Source organism: Geojedonia litorea (genome assembly GCF_042654525.1).
In the GTDB taxonomy this organism is placed as follows: Bacteria; Bacteroidota; Bacteroidia; order Flavobacteriales; family Flavobacteriaceae; genus Geojedonia; species Geojedonia litorea.
In genome coordinates, this window is sequence record NZ_JBHSGP010000005.1 from 1 (window position 1) to 19,810 (window position 19,810).

Here is a 19,810-nt window from a genome sequence, read left to right on the forward strand (position 1 = left end):
ATAATGCTTCAAGTATAACCCTAACACAAGGTGGTGTATGGAGTAGTTCAGATTGTGATGGCGATGGCGATCCAAATGGCACAGATCCAGATTCAAACGATCCTTGTATTTATAGTGCAGGAAGTACTTCAGACACGAGTAATGCAGTGTGGCAAGCAGCCGACTGTGATGGCGATGGCGATGCCAATGGTACAGACCCAGATTCAAACAATCCATGTGTTTATACAGCAGGAAGCACGCCAGATACGAGCAATCCAGTATGGCAAGCAGCCGACTGTGATGGTGATGGAGTCACAAATGGCGATGAGACCACAGATGGTACTGATGTAAATGATCCTTGTGATTATAATGCTGCAAGTATAACCTTAACACAAGGTGGTGTATGGAGTAGTTCAGATTGTGATGGCGATGGCGATGCCAATGGTACAGACCCAGATTCAAACAATCCATGTGTTTATACAGCAGGAAGCACGCCAGATACGAGCAATCCAGTATGGCAAGCAGCCGACTGTGATGGTGATGGAGTCACAAATGGCGATGAGACCACAGATGGTACTGATGTAAATGATCCTTGTGATTATAATGCTGCAAGTATAACCTTAACACAAGGTGGTGTATGGAGTAGTTCAGATTGTGATGGCGATGGTGTAACTAATGGTGATGAGACTACTGATGGTACAAATCCGAATGATGTGTGTAGCTATAATGACTCAAGCGTGACTTTAGTTCAAGGTAGTAATTGGAATGAAGCGGATTGTGATGGTGATGGTAATGTGAATAGAACTGATCCAAATCCATTAGCACCAGTAGCTTTAGATGACAATACGACTGCGGATGTTGGTGTTCCAAAAACATATAATATCATATTTAATGATGATTTTTTAACTGGAAGTATTATTACTGTATTAGCAACGGGAACAGCATCTGGAACAATTAGTGTTAATCAAGCTACAGGAGAACTCACTTATACAGCATTAGCAAGTGAAGATAATAGTACAGTTACGGTTGATTATCAAGTGTGTAATGGTTCGGTGTGTGCAACTGCAACCCATTATATTACAATACCAGCATGTGTAGATTCCGATGGTGATAATATTTGTGATACTGTAGATCCAGAACCAAATAACCCATGTGAGCCTAAATCTAATCCAGATTGGCAGCCAGTAAATACAAGTGATTGTGATGGTGATGGCGTTGTCTATAGTGATGAAATTAATGATGGCACTGATCCCAATAATCCGTGTGATTATAATGCTTCAAGTATAACCCTAACACAAGGTGGTGTATGGAGTAGTTCAGATTGTGATGGCGATGGCGATCCAAATGGCACAGATCCAGATTCAAACGATCCTTGTATTTATAGTGCAGGAAGTACACCAGATACGAGTAATGTAGTATGGCAAGCAGCCGACTGTGATGGTGATGGTGTCACAAATGGTGATGAGACCACAGATGGTACTGATGTAAATGATCCATGTGATTATAATGCTTCAAGTATAACCCTAACACAAGGTGGTGTATGGAGTAGTTCAGATTGTGATGGCGATGGCGATGCGAACGGGATAGACCCAGATTCCAATAACCCATGTGTTTACACAGCAGGTAGTACGCCAGACACGAGTAATGCAGTATGGCAAGCAGCCGACTGTGATGGTGATGGAGTCACAAATGGTGATGAGACCACAGATGGTACTGATGTAAATGATCCATGTGATTATAATGCTGCAAGTATAACCCTAACACAAGGTGGTGTATGGAGTAGTTCAGATTGTGATGGCGATGGCGATCCAAATGGCACAGATCCAGATTCAAACGATCCTTGTATTTATAGTGCAGGAAGTACACCAGACACGAGTAATGCAGTGTGGCAAGCAGCCGACTGTGATGGTGATGGAGTCACAAATGGTGATGAGACCACAGATGGTACTGATGTAAATGATCCATGTGATTATAATGCTTCAAGTATAACCCTAACACAAGGTGGTGTATGGAGTAGTTCAGATTGTGATGGCGATGGCGATCCAAATGGCACAGATCCAGATTCAAACGATCCTTGTATTTATAGTGCAGGAAGTACACCAGACACGAGTAATGCAGTGTGGCAAGCAGCCGACTGTGATGGTGATGGAGTCACAAATGGTGATGAGACCACAGATGGTACTGATGTAAATGATCCATGTGATTATAATGCTTCAAGTATAACCCTAACACAAGGTGGTGTATGGAGTAGTTCAGATTGTGATGGCGATGGCGATCCAAATGGCACAGATCCAGATTCAAACGATCCTTGTATTTATAGTGCAGGAAGTACACCAGACACGAGTAATGCAGTGTGGCAAGCAGCCGACTGTGATGGTGATGGAGTCACAAATGGTGATGAGACCACAGATGGTACTGATGTAAATGATCCATGTGATTATAATGCTTCAAGTATAACCCTAACACAAGGTGGTGTATGGAGTAGTTCAGATTGTGATGGCGATGGCGATCCAAATGGCACAGATCCAGATTCAAACGATCCTTGTATTTATAGTGCAGGAAGTACACCAGACACGAGTAATGCAGTGTGGCAAGCAGCCGACTGTGATGGCGATGGCGATGCCAATGGTACAGACCCAGATTCCAATAACCCATGTGTTTACACAGCAGGTAGTACGCCAGATACGAGCAATCCAGTTTGGCAAGCAGCCGACTGTGATGGTGATGGAGTCACAAATGATGATGAGACCACAGATGGTACTGATGTAAATGATCCATGTGATTATAACAGCTCGAGTATTACTTTACCAGTAACTAACACATGTAACATAAATTTTGATTTAGAAATTTCTAAAACTGTTAATATCGCAGAACCAATGGTAGATGAGGAAGTTGTGTTTACGATTGCAATCTCTAATATTGGTGATGTTATCGCAACAAATGTAAGAGTTGAAGAAATTATTCCAAGCGGGTATACTTATACATCTTCGATTGCAACTTCAGGAAATTACAGTTTTGAGAATGGAGAATGGATGATTGATGAAGTAGCCCCAGGAGGTGTTGAACTTTTAGAACTTAAAGCTAAAGTATTAGGCTTTGGTGATTATCTTAATACGGCTTCGATTTTAAGTTCGGAAGGTGGATCTGATTTAAATTTGAATAATAATTCATCAAGTGTATCGGTAGATCCAATTTGCTTGACAATATACAATGAGTTTTCTCCAAATGGAGATGGCGTCAATGATAACTTTATAATTGATTGTATAGAAAATTACCCAAATAACACATTAGAAATTTATAACCGTTGGGGCAATATAGTATATGCCACTAAAAAATACTCTAATAACTGGGACGGTACGTCCAATGGTAGAGTGGTGTTAAATGAATCAAATAAACTACCCGTAGGTACTTATTATTATGTATTAAATCTAGGGGATGATTCAAAACCAAAAGTTGGTTGGTTATATATTAATAGATAGTTAGTTTATAAATAAAACAAAGTTAGAAATGACACATAAATTAGTTTTAAAAGGAATAATAGTAGCTGTGTTTATGCTGCTAATACATACAAGTTTTGCACAGCAAGACCCTCAATACACACAGTATATGTATAATACATTAAGTGTTAATCCGGCTTATGCTGGCCAAAGACAGGTTTTGAGTGTTACAGGTTTATATAGAACTCAATGGGTAGGAATAGACGGTGCACCAGAAACCCAAACATTTGCTGTTCATACACCACTTCGAAATGAAAAGCTAGGATTGGGGCTTTCTGTAGTGAACGATGCATTAGGCCCAGCAACAGAGAGCTATATCGATGCTAATTTTTCGTATACTCTTTTAGTAAACAAAGCTTTGACAAAATTGTCCTTTGGAGTAAAAGCAGGTATGCATTTATTGCAAACTGATTGGAGTAAGGGTAAATATAAAAATCCTGATGCCGTGTTTAATGAAAATATGAGTTTGATTTCTCCAACTATAGGTGCAGGGTTATACTTGCATAATCAAAATTGGTATTTAGGGGTGGCTATTCCAAATTTTTTAACAACCAAGCATTATGACGACTTTCAGGAATCTGTAGCTTCAGAACGATTACATTATTACGCTATTGCGGGTTATGTTTTTGATATCAATGAACATACAAAGTTGAAGCCTGCTGTATTAGTTAAGGCAGTTTCAGGCGCACCTATAATAGCAGATGTGTCAGCCAATCTTTTATTAAGGAATAAAATCACTCTTGGCTTGGCTTATCGATGGGATGATGCTTTTAGTGGACTAGTAGGGTTTCAATTGTCTCAAGGTCTTTATATAGGATATGCTTATGATACTACCACAACAAACTTAAATAATTATAATAGTGGCTCACATGAAATTATGCTGCGTTTTGAATTACAAAAATTAGGAAAAATTATTTCACCTCGATTCTTTTAAAAACTATATACTTATGACTATAAATAGAATAACAACTATCACATTTTGCTTACTTTTTGCTATTGGGTATTCTCAAAACAGGAAAATTAGAAAAGCCGATAATGCCTACAACGAGTTTTCATATGTTAAAACGAGTGACATATTGTTAGATGTAGCAAACAAGGGTTTCAAGTCTGTTGATTTACTTAAACAACTTGGTAACTCATTTTATTTCAATAATAAAATGGCAGAAGCCGTGAAATGGTATGGTGAGTTAATAAATTTAAACGAATTTAAAGCTGATGAGCATTTTGATACAGAATATTATTTTAGATATGCTCAAGCCCTAAAATCTATTGAAAATTATGAAGAATCTGATAAATGGATGCAGAAATTTTATAATGCCAATTCTTCAGATTTAAGAGGAAAATCATATCAACAACATAAGGACTATTTGACTCAAATAGAAGGGCTTAGTCAGGATTTTCAAATCTTCAATTTAGAGATTAACACAAAATATTCAGATTTTGGAGGCATTCTTTATAATGATCAGGTCATTTTTTCTTCAGCTCGTGGCAAGGGAAGAACATATGCTTGGAACAATCAGCCTTTCTTAAATTTATATATGGCTAAAAGTCAGGATGGAGGAACTTCTTTTGATGAACCAATTAAATGGGATAAAACCATTAATTCTAAATTTCACGAATCCTCATTGACATTTTATAAAAACGATGAATTCATGTTTTTTACCAGAAACAATTTTATCGATCACATTGAAAATAGAAGTAAAGATGGTATAAATAAGTTGAAAATTTTTCAAGCATCATTTGAAAACAATGAGTGGGGTAATATAAAATCTGTACATTTTAATAGTGATGAGTATAATGTAGCTCACCCTTCGGTTAATGCTAGTGGTACTAAAATGTACTTCGCTTCAGATATGCCTGGAACTTATGGTAAATCAGATATCTATATGGTTGCTATAAATAAGGATGGCAGTTTGGGTGTTCCAGAAAATTTAGGGCCATATATTAATACAGAAGGTCATGAAACTTTTCCGTTTATAAACGCTAAAGGAGACTTGTTTTTTGCATCTAATGGAATTGTTGGTCTTGGAGGTTTAGATGTTTTTGTAATTAGAGATTTCGAAACTAAGATGGATCAAAAAGTAGCCTTTGAACCCAAAAATCTAGGTATGCCCATTAATAGTTCGAAAGATGATTTTGCGTATTATGAAAATTTAGAAACGCGTAAAGGGTTTTTTAGTTCAAATAGAGCAGGAGGTAAAGGCGATGATGACATCTATGGATTTACAATTCCAAGGTGTACTCAAACTGTAGTGGGGAGCATATGGGATAAAAACTCAAACAATCTCTTGACTAATGTTATTGTGACGCTTTTAGATTCAACAGGAAACACTATAAATCAAGCTGTAGTTGATGATGAAAGTCAATTTATGTTTAATGAATTAGACTGTGAAAAGGCTTACTTAATAAGAGCCGAAAAAGAGGGGTATGCAACTTTTGAAAAACGATTTGAGACGGCATCTCAAAAGGAAACATTGTCTGCAGATCTAATTTTAGAAAAAGAAAATATTGAGATTAGCGTAGGTTCAGATTTAGCCAAAACCCTAAATATTCCAATAATTTACTTCAATACTGATGATGATAACATTACAGGAGAATCTGAAATACAGTTACAAAAATTACTAGCAGTTCTTAATAGTTATCCAAACATGGTCATTGAAGTTAACTCACATACCGATAGTAGAGGTACTCGGGAGTACAACGATAATTTATCCAATCGAAGAGTAGTGTCTACCATAAAATACCTAACACAAGTTGGTGGTATCTCGGCTAGCAGAATTAAAGGAAAGGGTTATGGAGAACGCAAGTTGGTAAATGATTGTGGCGACAATTCTAAATGTTCAGATGAAGAACATTTACAAAATAGAAGAAGTGAGTTTATAATTATCAGTATGAATTAAGTACTCTAGTCAAAAGGTATTACTTATTTTTATATAGTTATCCATAAATAATGCTAAACTATAAATTAGTTAGTATTTTTGTATTCTATGATAGAAGAACAGGTTATTCTTGTAGACGAAAATGACGAAAAAATTGGGCTAATGCCTAAAATGGAAGCTCATGAAAAAGCCTTGCTGCATCGCGCTTTTTCGGTATTTGTATTTAATGACAACAACGAATTAATGTTGCAGCAAAGAGCATCTCATAAATACCATTCACCTGGGCTGTGGACCAATACATGCTGTAGTCATCAACGAGATGGAGAAAGCAATATTGAAGCAGGAAAACGTCGGTTGCAGGAAGAAATGGGATTTGTTACCGAATTGACCGAAATTATGTCGTTTATATACAAAGCACCATTTGATAATGGTTTGACCGAGCATGAATTTGATCATGTAATGATAGGGACTTATAATAAGGATCCTAAAATTAATTTCGATGAAGTTGCCAGCTGGAAATGGATGCCATTGGAAGAGGTTAAAAATGATATTGAAATGTCTCCAGAACACTACACGGCCTGGTTTAAAATTATTTTTGATAAGTTTTATCAACACATAAACATTGCAAAATGATAGTTACTGTTAGCAGAAAGGCTCATTTTAATGCCGCACATCGCTTATATAGAAAAGATTGGAGCGATGAAAAGAATAATCAAGTATTTGGCAAGTGTAGCAATCCTAATTTTCATGGCCACAATTACGAATTGATTGTTAGTGTTACGGGTAAAATTAATAAAGAAACAGGCTATGTGATTGATATGAAAGATTTAAAAGATATCATTAAAGAAGAAGTTGAAGATGCCTTTGATCATAAAAATTTGAATATTGAAGTAGAAGCTTTCAAAGACCTGAATCCCACTGCCGAAAATATTGTTGTAGTTATTTACAATAAAATTAAACCTCGTTTAGATTCACTATTAGATTTAGAGGTTATACTCTACGAAACACCAAGGAATTTTGTTTCCTATTCCGGAAGATAATGACAGATTCTTTATATCCATTTAAGTTCCATCCAATTTTAAAAGAACGCATTTGGGGTGGGCAAAAGTTAAAAAACTATTTAAACAAAAATAGCCAATCTACTAAAGTCGGGGAGAGTTGGGAAATAAGTGACGTCGAAGGTGATACATCAATAATTAGTAATGGAAAATTTAAAGGACAATCCTTAAAACAAATACTACTTGACCAAAAGGAAAAGTTAATTGGTCATAAAAATCACCAAGTTTTTGGTGATAAGTTTCCACTACTTATCAAATTTATTGATGCGAGAGAAGATCTTTCTATTCAATTACATCCAAATGATCAATTAGCAGCTAAACGCCACAATTCCTTTGGTAAAACAGAAATGTGGTATGTGATGCAAGCAGACGCAGGTTCTAATTTAATTGTAGGATTTAATCAACAAGTGACACCAGAGCTTTATTTAAAGCACTTAAATGATAAAACCTTAACCCAAATTCTAAACTTTGATGAAGTTAAAGCTGGAGACACATACTTTATTGAGGTTGGTCGAGTACATGCTATAGGTGCAGGAGTGTTGTTGGCTGAAATACAGCAAACTAGTGATATTACATATCGTATTTATGACTGGGATCGGGTTGATGATCAAGGTAATGAACGAGAACTTCATAATGATTTGGCTATAGATGCCATTGACTTTGAAATGAAAAATGATTTTAAAGTTCAATATGAAACCGTAAAAAACAAGCCTAATCAAATGGTGAGATGTAATTATTTTACAACTAATTATTTAAATTTAGATGGGCTTTTTAAACGAGATAATCACCACGACTCGTTTATGATTTATATCTGCACTGAAGGGGAAGCAACAATCCATTGCAGTAATTCACTTACCACTTTGAAAAAAGGAGAAACAGTATTGATTCCAGCTGGAATCAAGTCCTTCGAAATTAGTGCTGAAAATGTAACACTATTAGAAGTTTATGTGTAATTTTGTGCACTTAATAAATACAATTTTATATTATGGCAAATGTTAGAGACCTAAAAAAAGATATTAACTACGTTTTAGGCGATATCATAGAAGCAGTCTATGTCTGGGAATATTCTAATACCGACAAAGACACTAAAAAAAGTGAAGCAATTATTGATGAAGCAATTGAAGTTTTTGATGAGTTGATTGCAAAAGTAAATGATAAAAGTGTTGAGAATAAAAAAGCACATTTTAAAAGTATCAATCAAGAATTAGAAACTAAAGGAAGAGCACTAATTGAGAAAATTAATAAGCTAGGCTAATTTCGAAAAATTATTTGCAAATATCGTCTGCTAGATTATATTTGCATCTTGTTTTGCCGATGTAGCTCAGCTGGCTAGAGCAGCTGATTTGTAATCAGCAGGTCGTGGGTTCGAGTCCCTCCATCGGCTCAATAATAGACCTCAATCCTACATAGTGATTGGGGTTTTTCTTTGCAAACGTTTTGTCGCTTGAGCGAGAAGTTTATCCCGAGCGTAGTCGAGGGAAGTCCCTCCATCGGCTCAAAAATAAAAGTTCAGTAGTATACTGAACTTTTTTTATGGATTAAATCGGCTATCTGAATTATCTTCCTTCTTCTTTTTCAGCCAATCAAATATTCCCTTTCTCTTTTTTCTGAATTCTTTTGAGTCTGAATCACTTCTGAATAAGCGTTCTAAGAAACTTTCTTTTTTAGACTGTTCACAATCTAGATTGTTTAAAACATCATCCCGAGGTGTTTCAAATTCTGCATGGGTAATGGTTCTAAATTTGGAATCATTATTTAGTTTTTGTAGATATTTTGCAAAAATTGGTAAAGCCGAGTTAGCACCTTGACCTATGGAGGTACTACTAAAACCTATTTGTTGATTGTCATTTCCCACCCAAACTACAGTAACCAAATTAGGCATTATCGCTGCAAACCAACCATCTTTGTTGTCTTGTGTAGTTCCAGTTTTTCCAGCAATATTATTGTTTAACTTATAGGATGTTCTCAAGCGTTGGGCGGTACCACTATTTACCGTAGCTTTCATGAACTCCAACATGGTTTGTCTTGTTTCATCGCTAAATGCTTTTTCTTGATTAATTTTAGGATTCAAATCTTCAAACGAAGCAATGATATTTCCATTCTTATCTTCAATTTTAGTGATGAAAATGGGAGTTGATGGCATACTGCTATTTACAAAACTAGAATAAGCGCTCGCCATTTCAAGTAATGAAAGATTGGCTGACCCTAAAGCAATTGAAGGTACGTTTTCAATAGTGCTTTTGATGCCCATTTTATATGCTTGTTCAATGGTTTTATCTATCCCTGTTTCGTATAATACTTTTACAGCGATGGTGTTAATGGAATTACTTAAAGCATATTCTAGAGAATAATCGATATCTTCATCATCAATTTCAGATGCATTTGTGGGTGTCCAATCATCAACATCAGTATAAGTCACAGGTTTTACTGAAAAGTAAGCACAGGGATCCATACCATTCTCTAAAGCAGCAGTATATACAAAAGGTTTAAATGTGGAGCCTACCTGACGTTTGCTTTGAGATACATGATCATATTGAAAAAATCTATAATCAATACCACCAACATAGGCTCTAATCGCACCGCTAGATGGTTCAAGAGAGATTAATCCTGCATTTAAAAATTTTAGAAAATGTTCTAAACTATCTAATGTAGAAACAGATTCCATAATAGTTCCATCCCAAGAGAATAATTCAAGTGATTTGGGTTTGCTTAATGAATCGTTTATGGCCTTTTCTGAAATTCCTGAAGTTTTTAATTTTTTGTAGACTTTTAATCGTTTTTTTGCGGCTTCATAAACAGCTTTGTTTTTTAACCACGGAGCCCGTTTTCCATAAGCTTTCTCATAGGTTGCCTGAAGATTGGACATGTGCTCTCGCATTGCTTCTTCAGCGTAGCGCTGCATGGTGTTGTCTAAAGTTGTATATACTTTTAAACCATCACGAAAAACGTTATAAGTTTCTCCGTTAGGGTTCTTATAGTCTGGGTTTTGTAAAATACTATCGAGTTGCTTCTTTATTTCTGCCCTAAAATAGGGAGCTAAACCTTGATTGGGCGCATAGTGGTGATAATCCAATTCTAATTCTGACTCAGTGGCAATAGAAGCTTCTTCATCACTTATAAACCCTTGCTTGTTCATGAGATCAATTACCAAATCTCTTCTGGCTTTAGATCGCTCTGGAAATAATCTGGGATTATAACTGTGATTGGCTTTAAGTGTCCCTATTAGTGTAGCCGATTGCGGAATTGTTAATTGGCTTGTTGTTACATTAAAGAATTTTTTTGCTGCGCTTTCAATACCATAGGTGTTATCAGGAAATGGAACCGTGTTTAGGTATAAATTGAGGATTTCTTGTTTTGAATACAGATCTTCTAAACGTTTGGCGACAATACTTTCCTTGATTTTATTGATTATAATCCCAAATGAACCATAATTTTCTCTTCCAAATAAATTTTTAGCTAACTGGAGTGTAATTGTACTTCCACCTCCCGATGTTTCGTCAGACATTAAAAGGGTTTTAAAAAACACACGGGCCAAACTTTTATTGTCGATGCCATTGTGTTCATAAAATCTAGTATCTTCAGTAGCAATAAGGGCATCAATTAAATGTTGGGGAAATTGATTATAGTCAATAGGTTGACGATCATAGATATACAGTTTACCTATAAGTGCTTCATTGCGGTCTAGAACTACAGTTGCCTGACTTTGATTTAAATTAGACAAGTCTTTGGAAGTGGGTATTTTCCCCCACAACCCAATATAAATGCTGAAGTAAAGACCAACAAAAAGAAGAATTAGGCTCAAAATCAGATAACCTATATGGTTAGCCCATTTATTTTTAAAAAGTTTTGGTATCTTCATGTACTTAGTAAAGTTCAATAAACGAAATGATTGTGTTCGTTTTTAAAACGTTTAGTATAAGTACGAATTATATGCCTTTGTGGATGACTTTTACTCTAAATTCGATGGAGCAGCTTTTCTTTGGTCAATAATTACTTTTAATTTTTTCCCATAAAGTGACGTTTTTAGATTGTCTTGAAGGGAATTGTAAATGGTGTCTAAATAACGAGTTGAGGTATTTGGGATTTCATAGACTGCCAAATAAGGGGCGATCTCACTTGTTTTGTTGTTTAGGGCAAAGTTAATGGTGTACGAATATTTTCGTTTGATAAGGTTATTTTGGTAATCTTGAAAGGACATGTTTCCTATGGAGTCATTACTTTTTCTGTTTTCAAAATTTTCCTTGATTTGGTCTAAATTACGATTGTTAAGTTTTGATATTGTAGTCATATACTCTTCCAATAGCTCATGTTGTTTTGAGCCTTTAATTTTGGCATCAAAATTAAAATTCTTTAAAGTTGAATTAAATTCAGTCACCCCTTCCACTGCGAAAAATGCCGCAGCTACTTGCTCGTTTGCATTTTTATTCAAACGAATATATAATACTTCAGGTTCTTCTAAATTTGTGTGAAGTTCAAACTCTGAATTCCCATTAATTACGAGAGAATCTAAGGTTAAAAAGGTAGAGTCTAAATCCCGTTCAAGATAAACGGTTCCCTTTTTTAGCCCTTTAATATTTGCTTTAAGGGTGAAATTATGTGTTTCTGTATTACAGGCTGATAGTGTTACAATAGTAATTAGAAAAAGTATTCTTTTCATTCGTTTTTATAATTTGAGCGCAAATATCTTATAAATATTTTTTAAAAACTAACCTGCTGCAGCTATTCTCATTAACTCTGCACAAAGTATGGCGCCATAGGTACCAACCACGTAGCCAAACACTGCTAGAAGGGCTCCTACTGTAGCTAGAGAAGGGTGGAAGGCTGCTGCAACCACTGGTGCCGATGCTGCGCCTCCAACATTGGCCTGACTACCAACAGCTAAGAAGAAATATGGCGCTTTGATAAGTTTTGCTATTAAAATTAAAAGCCCAGCATGAATTACCATCCAGACGATTCCTATTAATATAAGTCCTGGATTTTCGAAAATTTTTCCTAGGTCCATTTTCATACCTATAGTAGCTACAAGTACATAAATAAATACACTTCCAATTTTACTGGCTCCGGCACCTTCATAATTTTTAGCCTTAGTAAATGATAGTAAAATTCCAATCAAAGTTGCAATTGAAATTAACCAGAAAAACTGACTTCCAAACGATGACAAAGGACTTTTGGGATCGCTGACGACTTCAAAATTGGCATTTAGAAAACTTGAAATATGATCTGCTCCAAAATGCGCAATACCCACTGCAACAAATGCAAACATCAAAATCATCATGTAGTCAGTAAGTGTTGGGTTTCTTGTAATCTTTTCAGTAAAGGTTTGTACTTTATGTTTTAGTTCATCTATAGCCGAATTATCAGCTTTTAACCATTTGTCAATCTTGTTTTTCTTACCAATTCCTAATAATAAAAAGGCCATCCAAATATTGGCAACTACAATATCTACAAGGACCATTCCACCATAAAGTTCTTGGTTGTACTCATAAATTTCTAACATTGCAGCTTGATTAGCACCGCCACCAATCCAGCTCCCGGCAAGCGTAGCTAGTCCTCTCCAAACAGCATCAAAACCTGCACCACCAACGGTTTCAGGTGAAAATGTTGAGATTAATAAAATAGCAATTGGACCACCAATTATAATTCCAATGGTTCCTGTAAAGAACATGACTAGTGCCTTCCATCCTAAATTAAAAACCGCTTTTAGATCTATACTAATGGTCAATAATACTAATGAGGCCGGCAAAAGATATCTACTTGCAACAAAATAGGTTTGTGTGACATCAGCTGAAATCCATCCTAATGAGTTAAAAATTGCTGGGACCATATAACACATTAAGAGTCCTGGAATGTATTTATAGAATTTGGCCCAAAAACCTTCCGTTTTAGATTCAGTATAAAATACAAAACCTAAAGCGAGCATTAATAACCCAAAAACAATAGCGTCGTTAGTAAATAATGGTGAGTGTTCCATAGTTGTTTTTAATTTGTGAGCTGCAAAATACCAAATTAAAGAGTATAAAAAAAGCGACTTTAAGTGTCGCTTTTTTCGTTAGTATCATTTTTAGGTTTTATCAACCTATTTTTTTCTTTGAGATATTGCATGAGCATCCATTCAATTTGGCCATTTGTACTCCTAAAGTCATCAGAGGCCCATTTTTCGATAGCCTTGAGCATGTCTTCATTTATTCGTAAGGCAAATGCTTTTTTCTTCGGCATAAAATTAACGATTTGTTTGATTATCTATTTTTTTCGCGTTCAAAGACAATATAAGAAATTCCACCATGCTGGTTATCGGTTATGGTTTTTAATGTCCATCCTTCTTTGGCATATTTATTTATAAGGTCTTCTAGTTTTTCGTGTCGTTTTCTAAACCCTAAAGACGGTTTTATAACTTTATATTCTTTCATGATTAATGATTTAATGTTCCGGTGTTGAGAACAGGAGATGCGTCTTTATCTCCACAAAGAATAACCATAAGATTACTCACCATAGCAGCTTTTCGTTCCTCATCTAAATCTACAATTTGTTTTTTACTTAATTCTTCTAAAGCCATTTCTACCATACTTACAGCACCTTCAACAATTTTATGTCTGGCCGCAACTATAGCTGTTGCCTGTTGACGCTTAAGCATGGCATTTGCGATTTCTTGTGCATAAGCTAAATAACCAATTCTGGCCTCAAGAACTTCAATTCCTGCAATTGATAAACGCTCATCAATTTCTTTTTCGAGAGCTGCACTCACTTCATTAACGCTAGAACGTAAGGTGATATCTTCATCATGGCCTTCATCTGCAAAATTGTCATAAGGATACATACTCGCTAGCTTCCTTACGGCAGCATCGGTTTGTACACGAACAAAATTTTCATAATTGTCCACATCAAAGGCCGCTTTATAGGTATTATGCACCCGCCATACCAATATTGTACTAATCATCACAGGATTTCCGAGCTTATCATTAACCTTAAGTCGCTCACTATCAAAGTTACTGGCCCGAAGTGATATTTTCTTTTTTGTGTAAAATGGATTTACCCAGAAAAATCCATTTTTTTTAACGGTACCAACATATTCACCAAAGAGTAACAACACTCTAGAACCATTAGGTTGTACCATAATAAAACCAGGCGCAAGTAATATTGCTGCAAGAATAGCAAAAGCAAACCAAGGCTTTTTAAAGGTAATAGTTGTAACAATGCCTCCTATAAATAATAATAGAAATACAAACAACATAAGGTAACCGTTAGCGGGGACAATAATTTTCTCTTCTTTCATGATATATAAATTTAATATGATATTAAAATGATATCATAAAGATATAATAAAACATTTATATTTCCAAATCAACTTTTGGCATGGCATTTGCTCAATACTAATTGTAATTGATAATAGCTTAAGAACGCTAGTTCTTAATTAAAGTTAAAATTACATTTGGTTGGTTAGTTAGTGAAAAAGCACCTCAACGAGGTGCTTTTTTTATGTGGTAGTAAAAATTAGAATATTATTAAAAAGGGCAATAACAGCTATTACCTTTGAAAAGACCATCGAACATTCCACCTATGCTTTGGGCGTCTGTTCTGAAAATATCAAAAAACACGCTTAAGCTCAATACATTTGGTTTATACGGTTTAAGATCTGCAAGATTAACGCCATAAGCAGACCTAATAAAATCTTCGCGCTCTTGGTCAGTTTCACCTTGTCCCATTTCATATCGCAGATCAACACCTAGACGTTTGTAACGAAACATTATACCAACATTAATATTAAAAGTAGTCTTTTTTAGATCTGGTCCGGGTGAACCCGTTGTAAAGCTTGTTTCTTGAACGCCTTCTATTTCGGTGTCTCCAAAAAAATTAAACCCAGGTCCAGCATAAATAGAAACGGGTCCAATAAGTTCGTAACCTAATAGTATAGGGAAATCAATTTTAGAAGTAGTCCATTTTGATTGCCGATCAGGAAAATCATAATGATTTTGAGATGAAACGTAATTGAGTTCTGGTCGAACGAAAAATTTACCAAATTGTGCAAAAAAATAGCCGCCAGCTTGAAACCCAATATCTTTAACTGGCTCGAAGTTTAATCCGGCATCTGGACCTTGTGGACCATTTGATCCAACAGTGATTATATCTCCAATACTGTAAGTGTTTAAACCACCTCTAATCCCGAAACCAAATTCTTGGGCATAGGTAAAGAACATGGATAGAAGAGAGAAAACGACAAGTAGGATCTGTTTTTTCATAAGTTAAGTAGTTGGGCTTAATTAGGTTAAATCTATAAACTACGTCCTTAAATGTCCTATTTATTCGGTGACGTTCTTCTTTTTTTCGGTGAAATAAAAATGTAAAAGGTAAAAAGCTTTGTTTCACCGATTAAAAAACGAGTAAAAACAAATTAAATTAACTAATGGAATTAATAAAATTAGTAATCTCCGATAGTAATTCAGGAGAAAGTGTTCTAAACGATTCGTTGTAAGATTTAGAGTTTTCTAAATCATCCCCTTCAATTATAAACAAAACATGATTCATGTTAGTAATCAATTTTAATTGGGCATTCGGGGAGGCGTTTTTTAAACTTTGGGCTTCTTCGGTACTTACCTGTAAATCTTTAGTGCCATTTATAATTAAAATAGGCATGTCTAGAACGGCGATTTCTTCTTGTGGATTATATTTCATCCAACTCATCATAAATGGCTGTATAGATATATCGAAAATAGAACCCAATTGTGAAGGGTAGTCACTTGTGGTTTTTCCTGTTCGCATTATATTGAATGCCTTTTTTGCATCTTCAGTATAGATATAAGCTGTTTTATCTATTTGTTCAATAATCACTTGATCAATAGGTTGTCCTGCACCAGCCAATGAAATAAATCCGTCGGCTCTATTTTTCGCAGCTAACATACCTACTAAGCTACCTTGACTATGTCCTATGACTATTATTTTAGAATACTTTTTAGTGTTTTTGAAATACTCAATAACCGAACTAGCATCAGTAACAAAGTCATCAAACATAATAGTCTTACTCACATTTCCATTTCTAATTTGTTTAACAATGCGTTTATCATATCTAAATGTAGCGATGCCATTGCTGGAAAGGTTTTGAGCTAATTTTTTAAGCGCATTGTTTTTAAGAAAATTTTGATTTCCATCTCGGTCGGTTGGTCCTGATCCCGCTATTAAAATAGCTAATGCAGGTTGTTCTTTATCAGTTGGAGTAAGTAATGTGCCATCTATAAACGTATTTACACTTATGTCTTGACTGGAATAATTTAAATCTTGTGAGAATCCAATCCAAACATTCCCTATATGGATTACTATTAAATAATATCTAAATACATGCATATGGTTAAATTACTTTATAGATCAAAGTTAATTAAAAGGAACTTTTAAGTTGCAATACTAACGTTTGAGTTGAAAAAATATTTGCTTGATCGAAGAAAATGAGCATTTAAATTAAGTGCATTTCATCGATAATATAGTAAATTTCATCCGTAAATGTTAAAATTTAGTGTATTTCATCGATTAATAATGTATTTAAACAGATTTATTAAAATATAATTCTACATTTGAAGTGTACTAAAATTTAGTTTTTAGTTCAATGGATTAATTAATTAATATTTGCATTATGTTGATGGAATTAGAGACCCTAAATCTACACATAGAAAAAGCAAATTAGGAAAACCGAGATTGAGGGATCTCGGTTTTTTCTTTTTATACTATTTCAATCTTCCTAAAAGTTAAATTAATTCGTTCGTCGATCACTTTTTTGGTTTTTGGTATTTGATGTAACCAATGATGTTGCATTCTGCCTTTCATGACAAGTAAGCTTCCAGGCTCCAATAGTAACTTGTATTTTTCATTAGAAATTACTCTGTGCTTAAAATGGAACCACCTTGCCTCGCCGAGACTTAAAGAAGCGATAACAGGGTTTTTACCTAATTCTTTTTCGTTATCGGCATGCCAGCCATTACTATCGTTCCCATCTCTATACAGATTTAAAAGGACCGTAGTAAAGTCATGTTTGGTAATGTTTTCAATATCATTTTTGATTTCTTGAAGTACTTTTATAAATGGCTTTGGCTTCATCTCAATATTGGAGTAGGAGTAGGTTTGGTTATTTTCACCGTATAAAGCGGTGAGTCGAGGTTGTTTGTGGATTTTTCCAAAAACTTTTATGTTGTCTTGCTGCCATTTTACCGTAGTTTTTAAAACTTTGAAATAGTACCTCTCCTTTTCAAATGAATAAAATTCAGGAATATAAATGACTTCGGCATCAGGCAGTATTAAATGCTTTTTTTCATTTGAAATCCGGTTCATAGCTAATTTTTTATCTAAATTAGCCTTTATAAGATGAAGAACAAAATTCTCATATTTAGTCTTGCCGTAATCACTTTTGCATTTAGTGATTATAAGGAGTTTCAATTACCTAAAGGCTTTGTTTATGCACATGAAGTAATTCCTGATTTAGATGTGGAATTGCGTTATTTTTCTAGTCATAATTTTGTGGGTGATACTATTGAAGGTTATAAGGCAAACAAATTAATTATTACTCTAGAAACGGCAAATGCACTTTATAAAGTCCAGAGTGAACTTCAACAGCAAAATTTGTGCTTAAAGGTTTATGACGGATACAGACCACAACGAGCAGTAAACCATTTTATAGCATGGGCGAAGGATTTAACTGATACGATTAATAAACAAGAGTTTTATCCAGAAGTTGACAAACGTTTTTTGTTTAGAGATGGTTATATCGCTTCTCGATCTGGGCATAGTAGAGGCAGTACTTTAGATTTAACCATAATTGATGGTATAACGAGCGAGCCTTTGGATATGGGTAGTCCTTACGATTTTTTTGGTGAACAGTCTTGGGTTGCATATGAAGATCTTTCTAATGCTCAAAAGTTGAACAGGCAGTTATTACAAACAATCATGCTAAAGCATGGATTTAGAAACTATCCTCAAGAGTGGTGGCATTTTACTTTAAGAGATGAGCCATTTCCTGATACTTACTTTGATTTTGAGGTAGAGTAGTCAAGCTTCTTATAAATAGATGTAAGCCCAATACATTAAAACAAATTGTAGTGGAATGCGTAATATTAAAATCCATTTCGGTATTCCTGCACCTGCCTTTTTACTTGATAACATATAAAAGTGAACTAGTAAAAACACAATAAGCATCGCAATTATCCCATAAATTGCAAAGGTTTTGGAGACCTCAAAACAAAGACCTATGCCTAAGATAATTTCAGATAAACCACTCAAAATTACCAAGGACTTATGATTGGGCAAGTATCTTGGCATAATTCGTAAATACATTTTTGGCCTTATAAAATGCATTATTCCGGCAAGCACATAAAGTACTGCCATTAGATATAAATGCCAGGAGTTAGTCATCTTTATAAACTCTATAAGTTACACCAACGCCATAATTGTTAAGTCCTGCCCTTAAAAGGCTAGAATCAATAATATTTCCTCTCATAAATTGAATCCATTTATTATCATTTAAAAACACGCGTTTAATAAAGGTGCGATTGGTGGAAATTTTATCAGTAAAAGGTAAAAGTGGTCTAAAATTGGTAGGTATTTTGACTACACCGTTATTTGACTTAATTTCTTTATATTTTTTATTAGGAAGAAGTTTTCCAACCTTGTCGGTATATCCTAAAACTTGAATGGACACAAAAAAGCCATTTGAGGGTACAAATAAATTATTATTGGATACATCGAGATTAAAATTATCACCATTTCGCTCGGTTGCTCTAAAAACAATATTGTCATAGGTCATAACTTCTCCAGGAATTCCATTATTGTTTTTGTAAAACTTAACCTTAAACAGTGTTGAAAACGGTTTTTTGTCTGCATTTTTTCGTTTTCGTTTTTCCCAATCTTTAGATTCTAAAGTAATAGGGAAATGTATGTTGGTGATTTTTGTGAGTTGTTCTTTGGTATTTGGAAAGAACACAGCAATTTCCGATTCTATAGTAGGTAACCAACAATGATAATAATCATCATCTAAATAAGGTTTAAGCGTTTCTTCACTAAATTTTCTATCAACCTTTACGTTAATTAAAATTTCATCCAATTCGTCGGCTTGAGTTTCTAAATAAATAGTGGAGGCTAAATTCTGGGTACTAATTGACAAATCTTTGTACCCAAGTGCAGAGATATGCAAGGAATCAACATCGGGATAAAGCTTTTTTGAAAAGTAAAACACACCATCGTCATCAGCAAAAATACCATAACCATTACCAAAGGAAACCGTTGCATAAGACACAGGTTTTTGAGATTGACTTTCAAGTATAGCAGTTTGGGCCACCGCAGTACCTACAAACCAAAAGCAACATATGAGGTTAAGTAATTTAATGAGTTCAAAAATTTATTGCTTTAAAGATACAACTCTTTGTTT

The 19,810-nt window shown here is 34.8% G+C and carries 19 protein-coding genes and 1 tRNA gene; 9 read left to right on the forward strand and 11 right to left on the reverse strand.

The annotated features are described in order from the left end of the window. From ACFO5O_RS01980 to ACFO5O_RS02015, 8 genes are all read left to right on the forward strand, one after another. Positions 1 to 3,458, forward strand: a 3,458-nt coding sequence (locus tag ACFO5O_RS01980) for a T9SS type B sorting domain-containing protein (RefSeq protein ID WP_387960436.1), incomplete at its 5' end; no start/stop codon positions are given. Positions 3,459 to 3,486: 28 nt separating this feature from the next. Beyond that, complete coding sequence (locus ACFO5O_RS01985; protein WP_387960438.1) at positions 3,487 to 4,410, forward strand: PorP/SprF family type IX secretion system membrane protein; 924 nt, start codon at positions 3,487 to 3,489, stop codon at positions 4,408 to 4,410. Positions 4,411 to 4,423: 13 nt separating this feature from the next. Next, positions 4,424 to 6,376, forward strand: coding sequence for an OmpA family protein (locus tag ACFO5O_RS01990; RefSeq protein WP_387960440.1), 1,953 nt, complete (start codon positions 4,424 to 4,426; stop codon positions 6,374 to 6,376). A gap of 87 nt (positions 6,377 to 6,463) precedes the next feature. Further along, positions 6,464 to 6,988 carry an isopentenyl-diphosphate Delta-isomerase gene (gene idi, locus ACFO5O_RS01995; RefSeq protein ID WP_387960442.1) on the forward strand — a complete coding sequence of 175 codons (525 nt, stop codon included), beginning with the start codon at positions 6,464 to 6,466 and terminating at the stop codon, positions 6,986 to 6,988. Beyond that, entirely contained in the window at positions 6,985 to 7,395 is a 411-nt protein-coding gene (locus ACFO5O_RS02000; protein WP_387960444.1) for a 6-pyruvoyl trahydropterin synthase family protein, read from the forward strand. The genes idi and ACFO5O_RS02000 overlap by 4 nt, the downstream gene beginning before the upstream one ends. Then, positions 7,395 to 8,366, forward strand: coding sequence for a type I phosphomannose isomerase catalytic subunit (locus tag ACFO5O_RS02005; RefSeq protein WP_387960447.1), 972 nt, complete (start codon positions 7,395 to 7,397; stop codon positions 8,364 to 8,366). Before ACFO5O_RS02000 ends, ACFO5O_RS02005 begins: the two co-directional genes overlap by 1 nt. Positions 8,367 to 8,398: 32 nt before the next feature. Next, on the forward strand, positions 8,399 to 8,668 hold the full coding sequence (locus ACFO5O_RS02010) for a hypothetical protein (RefSeq protein ID WP_387960449.1): 270 nt from the start codon (positions 8,399 to 8,401) through the stop codon (positions 8,666 to 8,668). Positions 8,669 to 8,723: 55 nt separating this feature from the next. Beyond that, positions 8,724 to 8,797, forward strand: a tRNA-Thr gene (locus ACFO5O_RS02015). Positions 8,798 to 8,944: 147 nt separating this feature from the next. On the opposite strand, the gene ACFO5O_RS02020 is transcribed toward ACFO5O_RS02015, so the two are convergent. The 9 genes from ACFO5O_RS02020 to ACFO5O_RS02060 all read right to left on the reverse strand — a co-directional run bounded on the left by ACFO5O_RS02020 (position 8,945) and on the right by ACFO5O_RS02060 (position 17,721). Next, on the reverse strand, positions 8,945 to 11,272 hold the full coding sequence (locus ACFO5O_RS02020) for a transglycosylase domain-containing protein (RefSeq protein WP_387960451.1): 2,328 nt from the start codon (positions 11,270 to 11,272) through the stop codon (positions 8,945 to 8,947). Positions 11,273 to 11,362: 90 nt separating this feature from the next. Beyond that, on the reverse strand, positions 11,363 to 12,070 hold the full coding sequence (locus ACFO5O_RS02025; RefSeq protein WP_387960453.1) for a DUF4369 domain-containing protein: 708 nt from the start codon (positions 12,068 to 12,070) through the stop codon (positions 11,363 to 11,365). A 48-nt stretch (positions 12,071 to 12,118) separates the two neighbouring features. Next, a complete protein-coding gene (locus ACFO5O_RS02030) occupies positions 12,119 to 13,384 on the reverse strand; it encodes a DUF819 family protein (RefSeq protein WP_387960455.1) in 1,266 nt (421 codons plus the stop codon). A gap of 59 nt (positions 13,385 to 13,443) precedes the next feature. Then, positions 13,444 to 13,629 carry a type II toxin-antitoxin system antitoxin gene (locus ACFO5O_RS02035; RefSeq protein ID WP_387960457.1) on the reverse strand — a complete coding sequence of 62 codons (186 nt, stop codon included), beginning with the start codon at positions 13,627 to 13,629 and terminating at the stop codon, positions 13,444 to 13,446. 20 nt (positions 13,630 to 13,649) lie between these two features. After that, positions 13,650 to 13,820, reverse strand: a complete 171-nt coding sequence (locus tag ACFO5O_RS02040) for a DUF4177 domain-containing protein (protein WP_387960459.1) — start codon at positions 13,818 to 13,820, stop codon at positions 13,650 to 13,652. A 2-nt stretch (positions 13,821 to 13,822) separates the two neighbouring features. After that, positions 13,823 to 14,683: an SPFH domain-containing protein gene (locus ACFO5O_RS02045; RefSeq protein WP_387960461.1), complete on the reverse strand. Its 861-nt coding sequence runs from the start codon at positions 14,681 to 14,683 to the stop codon at positions 13,823 to 13,825. Between the two features lie 229 nt (positions 14,684 to 14,912). Beyond that, positions 14,913 to 15,647: an outer membrane beta-barrel protein gene (locus ACFO5O_RS02050; protein WP_387960463.1), complete on the reverse strand. Its 735-nt coding sequence runs from the start codon at positions 15,645 to 15,647 to the stop codon at positions 14,913 to 14,915. Between the two features lie 157 nt (positions 15,648 to 15,804). Then, positions 15,805 to 16,746 carry an alpha/beta hydrolase gene (locus ACFO5O_RS02055; protein WP_387960465.1) on the reverse strand — a complete coding sequence of 314 codons (942 nt, stop codon included), beginning with the start codon at positions 16,744 to 16,746 and terminating at the stop codon, positions 15,805 to 15,807. A gap of 369 nt (positions 16,747 to 17,115) precedes the next feature. Beyond that, positions 17,116 to 17,721, reverse strand: a complete 606-nt coding sequence (locus tag ACFO5O_RS02060; RefSeq protein WP_387960467.1) for an alpha-ketoglutarate-dependent dioxygenase AlkB family protein — start codon at positions 17,719 to 17,721, stop codon at positions 17,116 to 17,118. A gap of 33 nt (positions 17,722 to 17,754) precedes the next feature. Here ACFO5O_RS02060 and ACFO5O_RS02065 point away from each other — a divergent pair, with 33 nt between their 5' ends. Beyond that, on the forward strand, positions 17,755 to 18,435 hold the full coding sequence (locus tag ACFO5O_RS02065) for a M15 family metallopeptidase (protein WP_387960469.1): 681 nt from the start codon (positions 17,755 to 17,757) through the stop codon (positions 18,433 to 18,435). A gap of 9 nt (positions 18,436 to 18,444) precedes the next feature. Here ACFO5O_RS02065 and ACFO5O_RS02070 read toward each other — a convergent pair whose 3' ends face one another. Continuing rightward, positions 18,445 to 18,798, reverse strand: a complete 354-nt coding sequence (locus ACFO5O_RS02070; RefSeq protein ID WP_387960471.1) for a DoxX family protein — start codon at positions 18,796 to 18,798, stop codon at positions 18,445 to 18,447. Further along, positions 18,791 to 19,678 carry a hypothetical protein gene (locus tag ACFO5O_RS02075; protein ID WP_387960473.1) on the reverse strand — a complete coding sequence of 296 codons (888 nt, stop codon included), beginning with the start codon at positions 19,676 to 19,678 and terminating at the stop codon, positions 18,791 to 18,793. The genes ACFO5O_RS02070 and ACFO5O_RS02075 overlap by 8 nt, the downstream gene beginning before the upstream one ends. Positions 19,679 to 19,810 lie beyond the last annotated feature (132 nt).